This is a genomic window from Flavobacterium okayamense (assembly GCF_019702945.1).
Lineage (GTDB): Bacteria > Bacteroidota > Bacteroidia > Flavobacteriales > Flavobacteriaceae > Flavobacterium > Flavobacterium okayamense.
In genome coordinates, this window is sequence record NZ_AP024749.1 from 954794 (window position 1) to 975514 (window position 20721).

Consider the following 20721-nt stretch of genomic DNA (forward strand, 5'->3'; position numbering starts at 1 on the left):
AAATTGTTAAGAAATAGTTTGTTTAGTGTAAAATAATTTTTATATTTGTTATACAATTGTTAACCAATTAAAAGGAAAGAATATGAAAAAATTAGTAATTATGTCGGTTTTATTGGCTTCGGGAATGATGTTTGCACAAGAAGTTGAGCCAAAGTTTGAAGTGGTTGACCAAATGGTAAAAGCAACATATTATCATGATAATGGACAAATAAAAGAACAAGGATTCTACTTAGATGGAAAACTTCATGGTAAATGGGTTTCATATAATGAAAACGGAACTAGACAAACAACAGGTGAATATCAAAACGGGAAAAAAGTTGGAAAATGGTTTTTCTGGAATGAAAATTCATTAAATGAAGTAGATTTTAATGACAGCCGTGTGGCAGATGTTAAAAAATGGTCTAGAGAAGCTTTAGCTAAAAACTAAACCAAATATATTTATTAAAAAAGGCTGTGAATTTTCACAGCCTTTTTTAATTGTATTTATTTATTCTTTCTGTTCTTAATCCAAATCTTTAATAGACTAACCAAGTAAAATAATACGGGTACAACTATTAAAGTAAGGAAGGTTGCAAACGTTAAACCGAATATAACAGTCCATGCTAAAGGTCCCCAGAATATAACGTTATCTCCACCTTGATAATAGTGAGGATTAAATTCTGAGAATAAACCAAAGAAATCGATGTTTAAACCTATAGCTAAAGGTATTAAACCTAAAACAGTTGTAATAGCGGTTAATAGTACTGGTCTTAAACGAGCTTTTCCTCCTTTAACAATTGCATTAAACACTTCTTCTTTCGGTAAAGTTTCGCCATCTACAAGTTGTAATTCTTTCGCTCTTCTATCTAATAATAATTGCGTATAATCTAGAAGTACAACACCATTGTTAACTACGATTCCTGCGAGTGAGATAATTCCCATCATGGTCATCATAATAACAAAAGGCCAACCTGTTACCATTAATCCTAAGAATACACCAATGAAACTTAAGAACACAGCAATCATAATGATTGAAGGTTTAGATATAGAGTTGAATTGGAAGATTAAGATGAGCATAATTAAACCTAAACCTGAAATTAAAGCCCCCATTAAGAAGCCCATTTGTTTGTTTTGTTCTTCGATTTGACCAGTGTAATCAATTTTAATATTTTTAGGAACATCAAAACCTGCCATTTCAGCTTGAATTTGTGCCACAACTGAACCAGCATCAGTATATCCAGGTGCTAATGCAGAATATAAAACAACAACTCTTTCAGTGTCGCGGTGTTTAATTGCACTAAATGAAGAGGTATTCTTTTGAGATGCAACAGTAGAAACTGGAATTTCTTTCAGTTGCCCTGATGCCATGTCTCTAAAGATAATGTTTTGGTTAAATAAAGCACTTTGATTATATCTTATATCTTCATTAAAGCGAACATAAATATCATAATCATCCCCATCTTTTTTATAGATTCCAGCTTTTTCACCAAAAATTGAACGTCTTAATTGGTTGCCAACTTGTCCTGCAGAAACGCCCATTTCGCCAGCTTTAGCTCGATCAACCACCACTTTCATTGCAGGTTTAGATTTGTTAACATCTACTTTTAATTCATCAACTCCCGGAACATTTTTATCGTTTAAGAAGTCTTTCATCTTTTCGGCAGTTACGATTAATTCATCATAATCATTACCTTTAATTTCAATGTTAACAGGATAACCAGCAGGAGGACCAACAGCATCTTTTTCTACAGATACAATTACACCTGGATAAACATCCTTTAAAGTTTCTTGAACTTTTCTACGAAGGTCTTCAGAGTCTAAACTATTTCTAAATTTATACTCTCGCATAGATATCGTAATCTTACCTTTATGTGGCATTTCAGCAGAAGAACCACCATCAGTTTGTGGATTACCGGCACCTTCGCCAACTTGGGAAACAGCACTTTCTACCAGATAGTTTGTATTGTCTTCAGGATTTATAATATCTTCTCCTTCTAATTTTTGATTTAGAACAGCATAAACTCTTTTTTCAATTGAAGATGTTATTTCGTTTGTCTTTGCAATATCAGTTCCTTGAGGATATTCAATATAAACTATAATTTGATTTGGAGTATTATCTGGAAAAAACTCCACTTTCGTTCTTCCACTTCCTACGCTCCATCCAAAGTATAATCCTAAAACCAATAGGAAAAGTATTCCCATTAATCCTGTAATAAAATATGGTTTTCTACCAGAAAGTGCAAATCGTAAACTCTTTTCGTACCAATTTTCCCATTTTGTAAGTATTCTTTTTTGGAACGATAAGGTTAAATCTTTAATGAAATATTTGTACAACCAAAACATAATTGCTGTAAAAATCATCAACGAACCAAGAGCACTCATCGAACCACCTACTAATAGAATGAAAGCACCAAAGGGAACTAATATAAGTGATAAACGTATTAATTGTTTTCTCGATAATATTTTCTCATTTACATCCATAAATTGAGAAACCATTAATGAATTAAAGAATACTGCAACGAATAGAGAGGACCCTAATACGATGGACAAAGTAATTGGGAAGAACTTCATAAATTCACCCATTACACCCGGCCATAATCCTAGAGGAACGAATGCGGCAACTGTAGTAGCAGTAGATATAATAATAGGTAATGCAATTTCACCAATACCTTTTTTAGCTGCTTCTAATCTTGACATTCCTTCTTCATCCATTAACCTGTAGACGTTTTCAACAACAACAATTCCGTTATCTACTAGCATTCCTAAGCCCATGATTAAACCAAATAAAATCATGGTATTTAATGTGTAGCCAAAAAGATTAATAATCATAAATGACATGAACATCGACATAGGAATCGCAAAACCTACGAATAATGCATTTCTAAATCCTAAAAAGAACATTAATACCCCAACCACTAATATGATACCGAAGATGATATTGTTTACTAAATCGTCAACTTGGTTTAATGTTCTTGAAGATTGATCGTTTGCAATTGTAATTTTTAGGTCACTTGGTAATACATTTTCTTTAGCGTCTTCAACAATTTTTTTGATTTTCTCAGCAGCTTCAATCATGTTTTTACCAGCACGTTTTTTAACGTCTAGCATTACAACTTCATTACCAAATTCTCTTGCATAGGTTGTTTTATCAACATCTTTAAAAGTAACCGTAGAGATATCTTTAAGATAAACAGCTCCATTTTGTGTTTTTACAACAAAATTTTCTAATTCAGAAGGTTTGTCAATTTCACCTTTAATACTTATCGTACGTCTTTGTCCATTTGCAATTAAATTCCCAGCCGACATGGTAACATTTCCATTACGAATTGCATTTATTACATCATCAAAACTTACCTTCGATGCCATCATTTTATAGATGTCTACAGCAACTTCAACTTCTTGATCTTGTGCACCACGAATATCTACTTGTTTGATTTCATTTAAACCTTCAATTTCGTCTTCTAAATATTCACCAAATTCTTTTAATTTATTTACAGGATAATCTCCAGAAATATTTATGTTAAGAATGGGCATTTCTTCCGAAAGGTTTAAATCGAAAACATTAGGTTCAACTTTTGCACCATTAAAAGTAGGCCAATCTTCTCCAGCTTTTTTCGAATCTACTTCGTCTTTAATTTTTTGTTTAGCTGCTTCAACCGAAATTTTTTCATCAAATTCTACGGTAATAATTCCATAATCTTCCTGTGAAGTTGAAACAATTTCAACAACATTGCTTACATTTTTAAGTTCGTCTTCCAGCGGGTCAATGATTAAACGCTCAATATCTTCAGCTGTGTTTCCTGGATAAACTGTACTTATATATATTTTAGTTTCTTTAACTTCTGGAAAATCTTCACGAGGCATATTATAATATGCTGACAATCCTAAAATGAAAAACAAGGCCATCATTACATATATAGTCATCTTGTTTTCTATTGCCCATGAGGATAGTCTAAATTCTTTATCTGATGTGTTATTGTTCATGTTTTTATTTATTTAATGATAGAAACTTTTTGACCATCTTTAACACTTCTTGCTCCTTCTTTTACAATTTGGTCTCCATCTTTAATTCCTTCTAAAATTTCAACAAAATTTCCTTGAGATTTTCCTGTTTTAACGATTACTTTTTTAGCTGTTGCAAGATTGTCTTTAGAAATATTTTCTACAACATATAAGTATTGCTCTCCTTCAGCATTTTCTGAAATAATACTAAGAGGAACAGTTGTTACCTTTGGATTTGTGTAATCTTTAATTTTAATTTTAGCCGTTAAATTAGGCTTAATTTGTCCGTTTTTATTTGGCACTTGAATTTGAATATTAAATGAACGGTTTCCTGGATTAATGTAGCTGCTTGCTTGTGTAATTTTGCTTTCAAGACTTTCACCAAGAATAGGAAACTCAACAATTACATCAGAGCCTTTTGTAATCGATTTTGTATATTTTTCAGGTACTTCTGCTTCTAAATACATATTTCCTAAGTTCACAATTCGAACTATTGGAGTTCCAGGAGCAACCGTTGATCCTTTTTCAGTAATTACATTGTCAATTGTTCCCGAAAATGGAGCTCTAACAATAGTTTTAGCTAATTGACTTTTCATTTGGGAAACTGCTTTAGTCTGTGCTTCATAGTTAGATTTAGCTTGCAAATATTGAATTTCAGAACCAATTTTTTGATTCCATAAATTTTGTTGACGCTCAAATGTAGTTTTTGCCAAATTAGCTTGAATTTCTAATTGCGCTAATTGTTGACTTAATCCACCATCATCAATTTTAGCTAATGTTTGACCTTTAGCAACTTTTTGTCCCTCGGTTACATATACTTGTTGTAATGTTCCACCAAACTCTGCATTTAATACTATGTTTTCTTTTGTTTGAACATCTGCTTGAAGTTCTAAATAGTGATTAAATATTGTGTCTTTAGCAGTAAACGTACTAATTAGAGCTAATTTATGATTGTCGTCTAATTTCCCTATCGCATTGTCAATTAATTCAATTTCTTTTGATAAAGCATCCGCTTGTGTAACTAATTCTGCCCTTTTTTCACGAAGTTGTTTCAAATCGCCTTTTTCAATTACAGAAGTTGTTGAATTCTTTTTGTCTCCTCCACACGAAACAATAACGAATCCTATAAGTAAACTGGTAAATATATTTTTCATTTGTATTGGTTATTTTTTGTTTATAATTTTATCTAAAGCTGTTTTTTTGTTAATCACATCAATCATAGATTGTAAATAAGTTTGTTGAGTAGCATACAACTGGCGTTGTGCTTCTGTATATTCAAAACTACTTGAAATACCTTCTTTAAATTTTACACCTTGCTTGCGTTCAATTCTTTCTGCAAGTAATAGATTGTCTTTAGAAACTTGGTACTGTTCAATACTAAATTCATAATCGTTTCTTGCTGTTTGGTATTCAAGTAAAAGTTGTTGCTCAGTTTCTTTTAATTGTGTCTTAGATTGTTCATAAGCAATTTTAGCTTGTTGAGTTCTTGCACTTCTGCCTAAACTGCTAAAAACAGGGATGTTTAACGCAACCCCTAAATTAGAGTAGTTGAACCATTTTTGATCATTTTCTAAAAAACTAAATTCATTACTAAAAGAGTTGTAACCAAAGTTTAAATTAGCTGCTAGATTTGGTAAAGCCTTACTTTTTTCTAATTTTAACAACAGTCTATTTGATTCTTGTGTGTTAAGACTTATTTTATAATCAATATTCTCTTGTACATTAAATTCTGAACTTAGGGTAGCTAAGTCTATATTTTTATTAGCTAATTCATCTAAGTTATCTTTCAAAGTTAATTCGTATTCGATATCAATTCCTAATACCAATTTTAGCATATTTAGAGCAATTTCTGAACGTCTTTTAGCATTAGAAAGCGAACTATTAATTTGACTTAATGTAATTTGAAGTTGTTCAACATTTTCCTCTTCAATAAGTCCGTTTTTGAATGTTTCCTGAGTTTCAAACAATGTTTGATCTAATATTTTTTTGTTACTTTCTAATACCTTAACGCTTTCGTTTGCTAATAAAACATTTCCATAGGCATTGGTTACTACTTCACGAATTTCAATATCTGTTTTTTCTTTAGCATTTTCAGAAATTTGTAAATAAACTTTTGCTGATTGTAAGCCAACTAAATAAGAACCATCAAAAATTAACTGACTTAAAGTGGCATTCGCCGTCATATTATGCTTAGTTCCAAATTCAACTTCTTGAAATTCTCCAGGATTACCACCAAAAAATTCCGCAGGAACAACAGATTTTTGTAAAACAAAATTGTTTTGATAATTTACATTAGCATTTATTTGTGGCAAACCAATTGTAGTTGTTTCCCATTTTCTTTTTTTAGCGGCATCAACTCCGCGTGAAGCATTTATAGCTTGATAGTTGTTTTCTAGCGCATGTGTAATCGCTTCTTCTAAAGTGAATGCATATTTACCTTCATTTTCTTGAGCATACAATAAACTTGAGAGTAAAAATGCAACTATTAATTTGATTGATTTCATCTGTAATTATTTGTTTGTTTTAAAGGTCAGATGTTATGCCTATTATTATCTAATTGGCATTTCATTTATTGATTAGTTATTGTTTATTAAATTTTCTACTATTTTTATTCCTTTAGAGGTGCAAATTCCTCTTAAATGATACTCTAAATAATGTTCTTGTGTTTCAATTGTGTTGAATTGATTTCTTGGAAAAAGTTCTTCGTCTTTTAAACTATTCATCCCAGCAAAGTAAAATCTGCCAACAATCTCAGGGTTTATTTCTTTTCGAAATAATCCATCTTCAATTCCTCTTTTTAGGTTTTCTAAAACACATTCACTCATTTTGCCAAATTGCTTCTTTTTTAGCGTTAAGTAAATTTTTGGGTAGTACTTATTCAACTGATAAAAAGGGGAAGCGGCTTCGTTTTTTAAATGTTCTAAAACAAAATTTTTAATCGTAAAAAGCTCTTCAATTGGATTTTTACCAACTGCACAAATTTGATCGATTCCACATGAAATAGTATCAAAAAGATGTAAGGTTACACTTTTAACCAATTCTGGTTTTGTAGCATAATGTTGATAGATAGTTTTCTTCGAAATTCCTAATTCAGCCGCAATGTCATCCATAGTTACACTTTTAAAACCAAGTGTAAGGAACATTTCGGTAGCCTTCTCTAAAATTTGCTCTTTCATATAATCTGAATTTGACCACAAAAATATAACGGAAACTTTTAATACAAAAAAAGTTTCCAAAGTTTTTACAATTTTTTAACATTAGAGAGATTTTCATAGTAAAAAGCTATCATTTGATAGTTTTTTTAGCGTAATTTGTCTTTTTAAAATTTCAAAAAATGCATTCCTTATCAGAATATCAAGAAATAGTAGCCCAACATTTTAGTAAGATTGAAATCAATAAAGAACCTAAAGGTTTATACCAGCCAATAGAATATATATTGAGTTTAGGAGGTAAAAGGATGCGACCTGTTTTAACTTTAATGGCTGCTGAAATTTTTAATTCTGATTATTCAAAAGCTTTAAACGCGGCAACAGCTGTTGAGGTTTTTCATAATTTTTCTTTGATTCATGATGATATAATGGACGAGGCACCTTTGAGAAGAGGTAAAGAAACCGTTCATGAAAAATGGGATTTAAACACCGGAATTCTATCTGGGGACGCTATGTTAATTTTAGCGTATCAATATTTTGAGAATTACGAGCCACAAATTTTTCAAAAATTAGCAAAATTATTTAGTAAAACTGCTCTTGAAGTTTGCGAAGGCCAACAGTATGATGTCGATTTTGAGACACGTGACGATGTTACGATTCCTGAATATTTGAAAATGATTGAATATAAAACGGCAGTTTTAGTTGGAGCTGCAATGAAAATGGGAGCATTTGTTGCTGAAACTTCAGAAAACAATGCGGATTTAATTTATGATTTCGGATTAAATTTAGGAGTGGCTTTTCAATTACAAGATGATTATTTAGATGCTTTTGGAGACCCAAAAACATTTGGAAAACAGGTTGGTGGCGACATTATTGAAAATAAAAAAACATATTTATATTTAAAAGCTCTTGAATTTGGAAACAATGAACAAAAAGAACAATTGTTGCATTTGTTTTCAATTCAACCTACAGATAATACTGATAAAATAGAATCGGTAAAACAAATTTTTGTTGAAACAAAATCTGCACAAGAAACTCAAAATGCAATTAAGGAATTTACTCAAAAGGCATTCGAAACATTAAATAAACTTGATGTAGAAGATTCTAAAAAAGAAGTATTAAGAATTTTTGGAGAAAAATTAATGAATCGTAATGTATAATCCACCTGCTAATATTGATGTTTTAATTTCGCAAGCGGAAGAAGAAAATTTATATTTTAAATTAATTGAACAAACGAATAAAGATTTTGGATTAGCAAATGAAATTTTAGATGTTCCCACGAGTATTTTTCCTTTTGATTTTAAAAATCGCGTTCAAGAAAAAATCTATTTTTTAATTCAACACAAGTTTGCTGAATATTTGAATTTATTATACATAATAGATGTTCCCGAAAATGAAGTAAAAAGCTTAAAAGGAGATGATTTAGTAGAATTATCTGAGCAAGTTACTTTTTTAATTTTAAAAAGAGAATGGCAAAAGGTATGGTTTAGAAATAAATTCTAACAAAGGGCATTAGTGCATCAACGTAAACGCCTCTGTTGTCTTTGTGTAAAACATTGTATCTTAGGCCTAAGGTAATATTATTTGTTCTATATCCAGCACCTAAGAATAGTGCAGTATTCCAAAAATTATCAGTTATAGTTCCGTTTGTAGTTTCAAAATCTGTATTCACACGAAGTTGTTCTAATTCAGCTGATAATTGAATTTCTCTGATTGGATTAAATAAACCAATAATACTCCCTCCATAAATATTTGATTGATAATATTCTTTATCTTCAACAAAAGAGTATTGTAAGCCTAATCCAGCAGATACATATTCATTAAAATTGTAAATTCCACTAGGTGCAACCATAATATTTGTGTAACCACTTCCAAATCCTAAACCAACTCCACCACCAAATTGAACATTATTCCAAAAATTAGATTTTGTGTTATGTTCATTTAGATTTTGAGAAAAAACTGAATTATTTGTGCTAATAAAAAATACAAAAACTAGGAAGAATGTTAAATTGATTGCGAAATTCTTTTGCATGAAACCCTTTATGAAAAATTAATAGCATAAAAATACAAATTTCTTTAGAAGATTATTACAAATGTTTTACTTTTGCATAATATTTTTTTAACCAAATTTGTCATTTAGACACAACTATGGATAGGTTTTCCTTTTTAAACGCTGCACATACGGCTTTTTTTGCCGATTTATACGAACAATATCTACAAAATCCAGACAGTGTTGAACCAAGCTGGAGAAGTTTTTTTCAAGGATTTGACTTTGCACAAACACATTACAATGGCGATGAAGTTGGCCAAATGATTGTTGATGGTAATGTATCTCATTCAGGAGCAACAGAAAAGCTTCAAAAAGAGTTTAATGTTCTTAAATTAATTGAAGGTTATAGAACTAGAGGACACTTGTTTACAAAAACAAATCCAGTTCGTGATAGAAGAACATATACTCCAACATTAGCCTTAGAAAATTTTGGTTTATCACAATCTGATTTAGATACGGTTTTTGATGCTGCTAAAATGGTAAATATGAAGCCAAGTACATTGGCAGAAATTATTAAACATTTAGAAAGTGTTTATTGTCAATCAATTGGTGTTGAGTTCATGTATATTCGCGATCCTAAAGTTCAAGACTGGATTAAGAATAGATTAGATATCAATGATAATCAGCCAAAATTTAATGCTGATGAAAAGAAACACATTTTAAGAAAATTAAATGAAGCCGTTTCTTTTGAAACATTCTTGCATACAAAATATGTTGGACAAAAACGATTTTCTTTAGAAGGGTGTGAGTCTGCAATTCCTGCTTTAGATGCTTTAATTGAAAAAGCTGCAGAAAAAGGTGTAGAACAATTTGTAATGGGAATGGCTCACCGTGGACGTTTAAATGTTTTAGCAAATATTTTTGGTAAAAACACTCAAAATATATTCTCAGAGTTCGATGGAAAAGATTATGACGAAGACATGAATTTTGATGGGGATGTTAAGTATCACTTAGGATTAACATCTGATAGATTAACTGATTCAGGCAGAAAAATTAATTTAAATTTAGCGCCTAATCCATCACACTTAGAAACTGTAGGTGCAGTAATTGAAGGTATTGCTAGAGCAAAACAGGATAGAAATCATCCTGATGATTTTTCAAAAGTTTTACCAATTGCCGTTCATGGAGATGCTGCAGTGGCTGGTCAAGGAATTGTATATGAAATCATACAAATGGCTAAGCTTGATGCTTATAAAACGGGAGGAACAATTCACTTGGTAATTAACAATCAAGTTGGTTTTACAACTAATTATTTAGATGCTCGTTCATCTACATATTGTACAGATATTGCTAAAGTAACTTTATCACCAGTTTTACACGTTAATGCTGATGATGCAGAAGCAGTAGTACATGCCATGTTATTTGCTTTGGATTACAGAATGGAATTTGGTGGTGATGTATTTATTGATTTATTAGGATACAGAAAGTACGGTCACAACGAAGGTGATGAACCTCGTTTTACGCAACCAAAACTATATAAAGCAATTTCAAAACATAAAAACCCTAGAGATATTTATGTAGCTAAGTTAGTTGCTGAGAATATTATCGATGCAGGTTATGTAAAAGGTTTAGAAGATGCTTACAAAGCTAAGCTTGATGAAAACTTAGAAAAATCTCGAGAGAAAGATTTAACTGTAATTACACCATTTATGCAAAATGAATGGGAAGGCTTTGAACAAGTTTCTGATGATGTAATGTTACAAAGATTTGACACGACTTTTGATCAGAAAAAATTAGATAATATAGCTTCAGTAATAACTGAACTACCTTCGGATAAAAAATTCATCAATAAAATTTCACGTCTTATTGCTGACAGAAAAGATATGTATTTCGAAAGAAATCAATTAGACTGGGCAATGGGTGAATTATTAGCATACGGTTCATTATTAACAGAAGGTTACGATGTACGTATGTCAGGTCAAGATGTTGAACGTGGAACGTTTTCACACCGTCATGCAGTAGTTAAGGTTGAAGATTCTGAAGAAGAAGTAATTCGTTTAAACGACATAAAAGATAAAAAAGGAAACTTTTATATTTATAATTCTCACTTATCAGAATATGGTGTAGTAGGTTTTGAATATGGTTATGCTTTAGCATCGCCTAAAACATTAACTATTTGGGAAGCACAATTTGGAGATTTTTCAAACGGAGCTCAAATCATGATTGATCAATACATTTCTGCGGGTGAAGACAAATGGAATAACCAAAATGGTTTAGTAATGTTGTTGCCTCATGGTTATGAAAACCAAGGAGCAGAGCATTCTTCAGCGCGTATGGAACGTTATTTACAATTATGTGCAAAACACAATATGTATGTGGCTGATTGTACTACTCCAGCAAATTTCTTCCACTTGATGAGAAGACAAATGAAAACGAAGTTTAGAAAACCATTAATTGTGTTTTCTCCTAAGAGTTTGTTACGTCATCCATTAGCGGTTTCAACAAAAGAAGAATTTGCAAATGGCCATTTCCAAGAAGTAATTGACGATCCAAATGTAAAAGACAAAAAGAAAATCAAAACATTAGTTTTCTGTACAGGAAAATTCTATTACGATATTATTGCGAAGCGAGAAGAACTAGGAAGAAACGATGTGGCTGTTGTGCGTTTAGAACAATTGTTTCCATTGGCTACCGAACAAATTCAGACAATTATTGAGAGTTACCCTAATGCAAATGATTATGTGTGGGCTCAAGAAGAACCAAAGAATATGGGAGCATATAGCTTTATGTTAATGAATTTCGATTTAGTGAAATTACGTTTAGCTTCACCTAAAGCATATAGTGCACCAGCAGCAGGAAGTTATGAGCGTTCTAAAAAACGTCATGCAAATGCTATCGCAATGGTTTTTGATAAAGATTTATTTAATTAATTTAGTATAAAAAATACGTTTTCTCATAATAGAGACAAAAATTTAAACAACTCAGAGTTATGATATTAGAAATGAAAGTCCCTTCACCGGGAGAGTCAATTACCGAAGTTGAAATTGCAACTTGGTTAGTTCAAGATGGAGATTATGTTGAAAAAGATCAAGCAATTGCTGAAGTAGATTCTGATAAAGCTACTTTAGAATTACCAGCAGAAGCAAGTGGGATTATAACACTAAAAGCAGAAGAAGGTGATGCTGTAGCAGTGGGACAAGTAGTTTGTTTAATCGATACAAGTGCAGCTAAACCAGAAGATGGGGCAGCTCCAGCAAAAGAAGTAAAGAAAGAAGAGGCACCTAAAAAAGAAGAACCAAAAGCAGCACCAGCAGCAACACAAACATACGCAAGTGGTTCAGCTTCTCCAGCAGCTAAGAAAATTTTAGCGGAGAAAAATATCCAACCTTCAGATATCGTTGGAACAGGTAAAGACGGAAGAGTAACTAAAGAAGATGCTGTTAATGCGGTACCTTCTATGGGGACACCAACAGGAGGACCTCGTGGATCAGAAAGAACAAAATTATCTATGTTGCGTCGTAAAGTAGCAGAGCGTTTAGTAGCAGCTAAAAACGAAACGGCAATGTTAACTACGTTCAACGAAGTTGATATGAGTGCAATCTATGCTTTACGTGAAGAGTACAAAGAAGATTTCAAAAACAAACATGGTGTTGGCTTAGGATTCATGTCATTTTTTACAAAAGCAGTAACAAGAGCATTACAATTATACCCAGATGTTAACTCAATGATCGATGGTCAAGAGAAAATATCTTATGATTTCTGTGATATTTCAGTAGCGGTTTCTGGTCCTAAAGGATTAATGGTGCCTGTAATGAGAAATGCAGAATTATTATCATTCCGTGGTGTAGAAGCTGAAATCAAACGTTTAGCTTTACGTGCTCGTGACGGACAAATTACTGTTGATGAAATGACTGGTGGTACATTCACAATTTCTAATGGTGGTGTTTTCGGAAGTATGTTATCAACACCAATTATTAATCCTCCACAATCAGGAATTTTAGGGATGCACAATGTAGTTGAGAGAGCTATTGTTAAAAACGGACAAATTGTAATTGCTCCGGTTATGTATGTAGCTTTATCTTATGATCACAGAATTATTGACGGTCGTGAGTCTGTTGGATTCTTAGTGGCAGTTAAAGAAGCATTAGAAAATCCAGTTGAAATTTTAATGGACAACAATCCTAAAAAAGCTTTAGAATTATAATCTAAAAATGCAGTCACTTCTAGTGGAGTCGAGAAGTTAAGCATCTAAATATAAAAAATCCCAAATTCATTGAATTTGGGATTTTTTGTTTACTTCAAATACAAATAATGATTGTAATAATCAATAATTCCTTTTCCTTGTAATAAAACATCAGCACCAATAATTCCATCAACAGGTTTCATTTTATATTGTTCTAAAGCTAAATTCACATGGAACATGTCAAAAATTATGAGGTTGAGGTTGTTAAATTTCCATCGACTTAATTGTAGTAAATTATCTTTCGAAAGTTGCGTTTCCATTCCAGTTGCTCCTGCACCAGCCGCTTTAGTTTCAGATATCTCAGAAAAAAGTTGAAATTTTTCAATACCTTCTAATCCAACACAACTATTACTTGCGCCAGTATCTAAAATAAATTTCCCTTTAACACCATTAATTTTTGCAGTAATTAAAAGATGTTGGGTTTTTAAAACTTTAAATTTTACTTTTTTATATTTTTTCTTTTGTAAAAAGTCCTGTAAATCTTCCATGTTTCAAATGTAAATTAAATTTCTTAATCAAACTTTGTAACTTTGCGACTTTAAAATAAACTAATGATACTTACCGATACACATACCCATTTGTATTCTGAAGAATTTAGTGAAGATAGAAACGAAATGATACAACGAGCGATTAATGCTGGAGTTTCTCGTTTTTTTATTCCGTCCATTGATTCTTCGTATACTGAAAAAATGTTCGATTTAGAAAAGCAATATACAGAAAATGTTTTTTTGATGATGGGTTTGCATCCTTGTTATGTAAAACTAGAAACATTTGAAGCTGAATTAGCGCATGTGGAAAAAGAATTATTTTCAAGAAAATATTATGCTGTTGGTGAAATCGGAATAGATTTATATTGGGACAAAACCACTTTAGAAATTCAGAAATTAGCTTTTAAAAAACAAATTCAATGGGCCAAACAATTGGGGTTGGCAATTAATATTCATTGTCGAGATGCTTTTGATGAAGTTTTTGAAGTTTTAGAAAGTGAATACGATGAAAAACTATATGGAATTTTCCATTGTTTTACCGGTGATTTTGAACAAGCAAAAAAAGCCATTTCTTTAGGTATGAAATTAGGAATAGGCGGAGTTGCAACTTTTAAAAATGGGAAAATAGACCAGTTTTTAAATCAAATCGATTTAAAGCATATTGTTTTAGAAACCGATTCACCTTATTTAGCACCTGTTCCATATCGTGGAAAACGAAATGAAAGTAGTTATACATTATTGGTTGCTCAAAAATTAGCCGAGATTTATCAGATTTCAGTGGAAGAAATAGCCAAAGTAACTACGGGAAACTCTAAAGCCATTTTCGGAATTTAACGAAGATTTTACGACAGATTGTTAATTTTTTTGTTCTTTTGTGAAATCAATTATAGGTATGTCAAAGTTTGATGCAATTCGCCCGTTTTATGATTCAGAAGTGAATGAAGCCATTGTTTCTTCACTCAATCATCCTATGATGAAAGCTATGATGCATTTCACTTTTCCTGATTTGCCAGAAGATGAATGGCAAAAGCAATTAAAGCATACCCATTCTATTCGCGATTTTCAAATCAATTTTGTATATCAATCAATACAAAGAGTTTTAGAAAAAAGTTCGGAAGGATTAACAACTTCTGGGTTTGAAAAATTGGAACCAAATACTTCATATTTATTTATTTCAAATCACCGAGATATTATTTTAGATACATCCTTGTTAAATGTGTCACTTCATGATAATGGTTTAGTGATGACAGCTTCTGCGATTGGTGATAATTTGGTACAAAAAGACTTTTTGCTGAAATTATCAAAGTTGAATCGTAATTTTTTAATTCAACGCGGACTTTCTCCAAGAGAATTATTGCAAAGTTCTAAGTTAGTTTCAGAATATATATACCGATTACTTTCTAAAGAAAACCGTTCGGTTTGGGTAGCTCAAAAAGAAGGAAGAACAAAAGACGGTAATGATGCTACGCATCAAGGTGTTTTGAAAATGATTGCAATGGCTTCTGATGAGAATAATTGTATGGATTATTTCAAGAAGTTGCGAGTTGTTCCAGTTTCAATTTCGTATGAATACGATCCAACAGATGCATTAAAGATGCCTCAATTACTAGCACAAGCTAAAGATGAAGTTTACAAAAAAGAGAAAAATGAAGATTTTGTAAATTTAATTAGCGGAATTATTGGCCAAAAAAAACGAATTCATATTCATGTTGGCGATATTTTAGAAAATGAAATTGAAGACATCAAAAATGAAACTAATATTACTAACAAGCAAATTCAATCCCTAGCTCAAGTTATTGATAATTCAATTTTACATTCCTATAAATTGTGGCCAACAAACTATATTGCTTTTGATATTTTGAATAATTCTAATGAATTTTCAAATGAATATTCTGAAAAAGAAAAACAATTATTTGAACGTAGATTAGAATTGAGGATTGACGCTGATAACGAAACTATGCGACAAGGTTTTTTAGCAATGTATGCAAATCCGGTAGTAAATAAACTTAAATATGCTAATGCAAAATAGTAAACCAAAAATACTACTCATTTATACAGGCGGAACCATAGGAATGGTTAAGGATAGTGAGTCTGGTGCGCTAAAAGCTTTCGATTTTAAAAAATTGCTTAAAAATATCCCTGAATTAAAACTTTTGGATTGTGAAATCGATACCGTTTCATTTAAAAGTCCGATAGATTCTTCAAATATGAATGTAGAACATTGGCAAGCAATGGCGCATTTAATTGAAGAAAATTACAATTCGTTTGATGGTTTTGTTGTTCTTCACGGTTCCGATACGATGTCATATAGTGCATCTGCATTAAGTTTTATGTTAGAAAATCTTTCAAAACCTGTAATTTTTACAGGTTCTCAATTACCAATTGGAGATTTACGAACCGATGCTAAGGAGAATTTAATAACAGCTATTCAAATTGCATCACTTCGCGAAAGAGGAAAACCTGTAATTCAAGAAGTAGGTTTGTATTTCGAGTATAAATTATATAGAGGAAACAGAACGACAAAAATTAGTGCTGAACATTTTAATGCGTTTACATCACCTAATTTTTCTGAATTAGCTGAATCGGGAGTGCATTTAAAGGTGAATAAAGATATTTTATTTCGAAAAAAAGGTAATAAAGGACTGAAAGTTAATACAGCTTTTAACGAGAATGTAGTGATTTTGAAATTGTTTCCCGGGATTACCCAGCAAACTTTAGAGGCTATAGTTAATATCCCAAATTTAAAAGGAATTGTTTTAGAGACTTATGGATCAGGAAACGCACCTTCTGAAGATTGGTTTATAAATGAATTAAGAAAGGCAATAAAACAAAATATTCACGTTATTAATGTAACGCAATGTAGTGGAGGTGAAGTAGCAATGGGAAAATATGAAACCAGTACATTGTTAAAGAAAATAGGTGTTATTTCTGGTTATGATATTACTACTGAGGCAGCTATAACAAAATTAATGTACTTATTAGGTCAAAAAGTTGCTCCAAATGTTTTTAAAACCATATTTGAAACCTCTTTACGTGGCGAAATGCATTAAAAAAACTGTTTAAAATTTTCATAGGTGAGAAATTTTACGTTATTTAGCGTCCTTGAAATAATATATTAATTTTATATTTTTAACCCAATTAACTAATTAAATTTTAAGAACAAAAGCGATGAAAAGATTATTTTCTATTTTAGCAATTACAGGGCTTATGACTTTCGGAAACGTTCAAGCTCAAGAAGAAACTGTAGATTCTACTGCAGCTGCAACTGAGCAAGTTGTTGAAGAAACTGTAGCAGAAGAAACTCCTGCTGCTGTTGAGGCAACTGATGATGCAGTAACTGAAGAAGCTTCATTTACTCAAAAAATGAAACAACGTTTTATTGAAGGTGGTCCTGCTTTCATGGGAATTGTATTAATCTGTTTAATTTTAGGTTTAGCAATTGCTATCGAAAGAATTATTTATTTAAACCTTTCTACAACTAATTCTAAAAAATTAATCGGAGATGTAGAAGATGCATTAAACTCTGGTGGAGTTGAGGCAGCTAAAGAAGTAGCTCGTAATACAGCTGGTCCAGTAGCTTCTATTTTCTATCAAGGTTTAGATCGTTATTCACACGGTTTAGATTCTGCTGAAAAATCTATCGTTGCTTACGGTGGTGTTCAAATGGGACAATTAGAGAAAAACGTTTCTTGGATTTCATTATTTATCGCTCTTGCTCCGATGTTAGGATTCATGGGTACGGTAATTGGTATGATTGAAGCGTTTGACCAAATCCAGTCTGCTGGTTCAATGGAGCCTTCATTAGTGGCGGGTGGTATTAAAGTAGCGTTATTAACAACGGTATTTGGTCTTATTGTTGCTATTATTTTACAGATTTTCTACAACTATATCATTGCAAAAATCGATTCAATCGTAAATGATATGGAAGATGCGTCAATCAGCTTGGTTGATATGTTATCTGATTATAGCAAAAAATAATAAACCAAAAAGATAAACTGTTATGCACAAATTAGTAAAAATAGCAGCTATTATCGTTTCTGTTTTAAGTGTTGTTTTTTTAGGACTTTTAATGGGAAGTAGCGATGAGCCAAAAGATAATAGTTGGATTTCACCACTAATCTACATTTCGTACTTTATTTTGGCGGCTTGTGTAGTATTAGTATTAGCATTTGTATTGAAAAATTTATTTTCAAATACAGAAAATTTAAAAAGAACATTAATTTCAATTGGATTGTTCCTTGGAGTTGTGTTAATCTCTTACATCTTAGCAGATGGTTCTGATGTTAAAGCAAACGGAGAAGTTGTATCTGGTTCTACATCAAAATGGGTTAGTGCAGGTCTTAATGTATTTTACATTTTAGCTTTAGCAGCTATCGGAGCAATGGTTTGGACTGGATTTAATAAATTAATTAAACGATAATTATGGCTAAAAGAGAAGCACCTGAGGTAAATGCCGGTTCAATGGCAGATATTGCTTTCTTGCTATTGATTTTCTTCTTGGTTACTACTACTATTGGAGTAGATCAAGGGATAAATCGTCTTTTGCCTCGTTACGAAGAGAATCCACCAGCGCCGCCAATTAATGAGCGTAATATATTACGTGTATTAGTAAATAAAGACAATCAATTACTTGTGAATGAACAATTAGTTGACATGAAAGATTTACGTCAAACGGCGATGGATTTCTTAGAAAATAATGGTGACGGTACTTGTACATATTGCCAAGGTAAGAAAAACCCAAATGCTTCTGATAATCCAGATGAGGCAGTTATTTCACTAATGAATGATGGTCAAACGAGTTATGAAACATACATAGCTGTTCAAAATGAATTAGTAGCTGCTTACTACATCTTGAGAGATAGAGAAAGTAAAAAAAGATATGGGGTGTCTTACAGAGAAATGGAATATGTTTTCAATGATCCAGCATCTAAAGCAACGGAAGGTTTAGTTGAAGAACTTGAACCTAAGGTTAAAAAAATTCAAGAGATGTTTCCTATGCGTCTTTCTGAAGCTGAACCGAAAAAGAACTTTTAATATTAAATTTTAGAAACATGTCTAAGTTTAAAAAGAAAAAAACAGCCGGTACTCCGGGTATTTCAACAGCATCATTACCTGATATTGTATTCATGCTTTTGTTCTTTTTCATGACCGCTACAACAATGAAAGATAGCGATTTGATGATTGAAAATAAATTACCAAAAGCAGATCAAACAGCAAAATTACATAAGAAGCAATATGTAATGTATATTTATGCTGGGAAACCAAGTGAGCGTTACCGTTCAACATTGGGTCAAACTGATAGACTTCAGTTGGCTGATAAAATTGCTAGTGTCTCTGAAATTAGAAGCTTTGTTATTAATGAAAGAGCAACACGCAATTCTGAAGATGAGAAATATTTAACAGCTTCGTTAAAAATTGACAAAGATGTTAAAATGGGTCTTGTTCAAGATATAAAACAAGAGTTACGTAAAGTTGACCAATTGAAAGTTAACTATACAACAACTCAGGGTAATCCTATAGATTAATCTTTTTGTCTTAAATATAAAGGGGTACGTAAAAACGTACCCCTTTTTTTATTACTTTTATAAAAAATATTAAGTTGAATAAGTTACTTTTCTTTCTATTTATTATTAATTGTTTCTGTCAATATCTATTCGCTCAAGAAACAAAAGAAACTACTGAATATAAAGTTGTTGATTCTCTTTTTAGAGAAGATCAATTTTATGTTTCTGTTAGCTATAATTTAGTGCAAAATAGGCCGAGTGGTTTCAAGCAATTTGGATTTTCTCAAGGATTTACAGCTGGGTTTTTAAGAGATTTTCCTATTTCAAAAGATAGAAATTGGGCAATTGCTCCTGGCGTTGGTTATTCGTATAATAATATAAAGCAATTTGTGAATTCAGATGCACTTTTTGATGGTTTGAATGTTTCGGAAAATATTCAAACAAGAATTGTTTCACATGGAGTTGATTTTCCTTTAGAATTGCGATGGCGTAACGCAACACCTACAAGTCATAAGTTTTGGCGAATATATGCAGGCTTTAAAGCTACGTATGTTTTTGATGCAACTATTAAAGTGGAGACAAGTGCTGGTAGTGAAAAGAGTAAAATTTTAGATGATATTAACAGATGGCAATATGGAGCCTATTTGTCATTTGGATTTAACACTTGGAATCCATATGTATATTACGGATTAAATCCAATATTTAAAGATGGATCAGAAATGAGAAATTTTAATCTAGGTTTTATGTTTTACATATTATAAAAGTAATAAAACAATCCATATTGTGATATAAATCCTATAATTGATCCAATTAATAATTCATTTACAGTATGCGACTTCATATACAATCTAGAAGAAGCAACTAGTCCTACACAAACAAAACTAAACGCAACGATATTTATAAAAGGTAATTCATACTTTAGCGACATAAGGTAAATAAAAGTTGCTAAAGAACTTATTCCAATCATGTGTAAGCTCGATTTGTATTTGAATAAAATTGAAACAAATGCCAAAACAGCACTAATAAATCCTCCTACAAAAAAAGAAAGTAAATCAGGTGTGAATTGAAATTTATTTATCGAAATCAAACTGAATAATAATACAGCCTGAATGAAAACTGGAAATCTTCTTTCTTTAATTGAAGCTTCGGTAAAAGAAGATATTTGTCCTATCGAAACCAATAAGAAGTATAAAGCTAAAGGTAAAAACAAGGTTAAAATGCTAACTTGAATTAGCGTTAAATAAACCATGTTTTCAGAATTGTAATGCGGAATCATTAAAAAATAAAATAATGTTCCGTATAATGATATAAATATAGGATGAAATATATAGGAGAATATTGGTAAGAATTGTTTTATCTTCATTTC

Annotated in this window: 20 protein-coding genes; 13 read left to right on the top strand and 7 right to left on the bottom strand. The window is 31.5% G+C overall.

Annotation, left to right across the window (positions count from 1 at the left end; all coding sequences use genetic code 11):
• Positions 1–82: 82 nt before the first annotated feature.
• Complete coding sequence (locus KK2020170_RS04370) at positions 83–427, top strand: toxin-antitoxin system YwqK family antitoxin (protein ID WP_221259593.1); 345 nt, start codon at positions 83–85, stop codon at positions 425–427.
• A gap of 56 nt (positions 428–483) precedes the next feature.
• Here KK2020170_RS04370 and KK2020170_RS04375 read toward each other — a convergent pair whose 3' ends face one another.
• From KK2020170_RS04375 to KK2020170_RS04390, 4 genes are all read right to left on the bottom strand, one after another.
• Positions 484–3963 (bottom strand): efflux RND transporter permease subunit, encoded by a 3480-nt coding sequence (locus KK2020170_RS04375; protein WP_221259594.1) that lies wholly within the window; start codon positions 3961–3963, stop codon positions 484–486.
• A gap of 8 nt (positions 3964–3971) precedes the next feature.
• Positions 3972–5135 carry an efflux RND transporter periplasmic adaptor subunit gene (locus KK2020170_RS04380; protein WP_221259595.1) on the bottom strand — a complete coding sequence of 388 codons (1164 nt, stop codon included), beginning with the start codon at positions 5133–5135 and terminating at the stop codon, positions 3972–3974.
• Between the two features lie 9 nt (positions 5136–5144).
• Positions 5145–6485 (bottom strand): TolC family protein, encoded by a 1341-nt coding sequence (locus KK2020170_RS04385; protein WP_221259596.1) that lies wholly within the window; start codon positions 6483–6485, stop codon positions 5145–5147.
• A 72-nt stretch (positions 6486–6557) separates the two neighbouring features.
• Positions 6558–7157, bottom strand: coding sequence for a TetR/AcrR family transcriptional regulator (locus KK2020170_RS04390; RefSeq protein ID WP_221259597.1), 600 nt, complete (start codon positions 7155–7157; stop codon positions 6558–6560).
• Positions 7158–7315: 158 nt separating this feature from the next.
• Here KK2020170_RS04390 and KK2020170_RS04395 point away from each other — a divergent pair, with 158 nt between their 5' ends.
• Together KK2020170_RS04395 and KK2020170_RS04400 are read left to right on the top strand one after the other, a co-directional pair.
• Positions 7316–8290, top strand: a complete 975-nt coding sequence (locus KK2020170_RS04395; RefSeq protein ID WP_221259598.1) for a polyprenyl synthetase family protein — start codon at positions 7316–7318, stop codon at positions 8288–8290.
• Entirely contained in the window at positions 8283–8633 is a 351-nt protein-coding gene (locus KK2020170_RS04400; RefSeq protein ID WP_221259599.1) for a hypothetical protein, read from the top strand. The genes KK2020170_RS04395 and KK2020170_RS04400 overlap by 8 nt, the downstream gene beginning before the upstream one ends.
• On the opposite strand, the gene KK2020170_RS04405 is transcribed toward KK2020170_RS04400, so the two are convergent.
• A complete protein-coding gene (locus KK2020170_RS04405) occupies positions 8617–9162 on the bottom strand; it encodes a hypothetical protein (RefSeq protein ID WP_221259600.1) in 546 nt (181 codons plus the stop codon). The two genes, KK2020170_RS04400 and KK2020170_RS04405, sit on opposite strands and share 17 nt — an antisense overlap.
• A 116-nt stretch (positions 9163–9278) precedes the next feature.
• Here KK2020170_RS04405 and KK2020170_RS04410 point away from each other — a divergent pair, with 116 nt between their 5' ends.
• Entirely contained in the window at positions 9279–12050 is a 2772-nt protein-coding gene (locus KK2020170_RS04410; protein WP_221259601.1) for a 2-oxoglutarate dehydrogenase E1 component, read from the top strand.
• Between the two features lie 59 nt (positions 12051–12109).
• Positions 12110–13324, top strand: coding sequence for a 2-oxoglutarate dehydrogenase complex dihydrolipoyllysine-residue succinyltransferase (gene odhB / locus KK2020170_RS04415; protein WP_221259602.1), 1215 nt, complete (start codon positions 12110–12112; stop codon positions 13322–13324).
• A gap of 89 nt (positions 13325–13413) precedes the next feature.
• On the opposite strand, the gene KK2020170_RS04420 is transcribed toward odhB, so the two are convergent.
• Positions 13414–13851 carry a retropepsin-like aspartic protease gene (locus KK2020170_RS04420; protein WP_221259603.1) on the bottom strand — a complete coding sequence of 146 codons (438 nt, stop codon included), beginning with the start codon at positions 13849–13851 and terminating at the stop codon, positions 13414–13416.
• Positions 13852–13914: 63 nt separating this feature from the next.
• On the opposite strand from KK2020170_RS04420, the gene KK2020170_RS04425 reads away from it, so the two are divergent.
• From KK2020170_RS04425 to KK2020170_RS04460, 8 genes are all read left to right on the top strand, one after another.
• Positions 13915–14685, top strand: a complete 771-nt coding sequence (locus KK2020170_RS04425; protein WP_221259604.1) for a TatD family hydrolase — start codon at positions 13915–13917, stop codon at positions 14683–14685.
• A 58-nt stretch (positions 14686–14743) separates the two neighbouring features.
• Entirely contained in the window at positions 14744–15880 is a 1137-nt protein-coding gene (locus KK2020170_RS04430; protein WP_221259605.1) for a 1-acyl-sn-glycerol-3-phosphate acyltransferase, read from the top strand.
• Positions 15870–16901, top strand: a complete 1032-nt coding sequence (locus KK2020170_RS04435) for an asparaginase (protein WP_221259606.1) — start codon at positions 15870–15872, stop codon at positions 16899–16901. Before KK2020170_RS04430 ends, KK2020170_RS04435 begins: the two co-directional genes overlap by 11 nt.
• Positions 16902–17019: 118 nt before the next feature.
• Positions 17020–17829: a MotA/TolQ/ExbB proton channel family protein gene (locus tag KK2020170_RS04440; RefSeq protein ID WP_221259607.1), complete on the top strand. Its 810-nt coding sequence runs from the start codon at positions 17020–17022 to the stop codon at positions 17827–17829.
• Between the two features lie 22 nt (positions 17830–17851).
• Positions 17852–18271 carry a hypothetical protein gene (locus KK2020170_RS04445; protein ID WP_221259608.1) on the top strand — a complete coding sequence of 140 codons (420 nt, stop codon included), beginning with the start codon at positions 17852–17854 and terminating at the stop codon, positions 18269–18271.
• 2 nt (positions 18272–18273) lie between these two features.
• Positions 18274–18885, top strand: coding sequence for an ExbD/TolR family protein (locus KK2020170_RS04450; protein ID WP_221259609.1), 612 nt, complete (start codon positions 18274–18276; stop codon positions 18883–18885).
• Positions 18886–18902: 17 nt separating this feature from the next.
• Positions 18903–19376: an ExbD/TolR family protein gene (locus KK2020170_RS04455; RefSeq protein WP_221259610.1), complete on the top strand. Its 474-nt coding sequence runs from the start codon at positions 18903–18905 to the stop codon at positions 19374–19376.
• Positions 19377–19450: 74 nt separating this feature from the next.
• Positions 19451–20116 carry a porin family protein gene (locus tag KK2020170_RS04460; protein WP_221259611.1) on the top strand — a complete coding sequence of 222 codons (666 nt, stop codon included), beginning with the start codon at positions 19451–19453 and terminating at the stop codon, positions 20114–20116.
• Here the strand turns inward: KK2020170_RS04460 and KK2020170_RS04465 are convergent.
• Entirely contained in the window at positions 20104–20718 is a 615-nt protein-coding gene (locus KK2020170_RS04465) for a hypothetical protein (protein ID WP_221259612.1), read from the bottom strand. The two genes, KK2020170_RS04460 and KK2020170_RS04465, sit on opposite strands and share 13 nt — an antisense overlap.
• Positions 20719–20721: the final 3 nt, after the last annotated feature.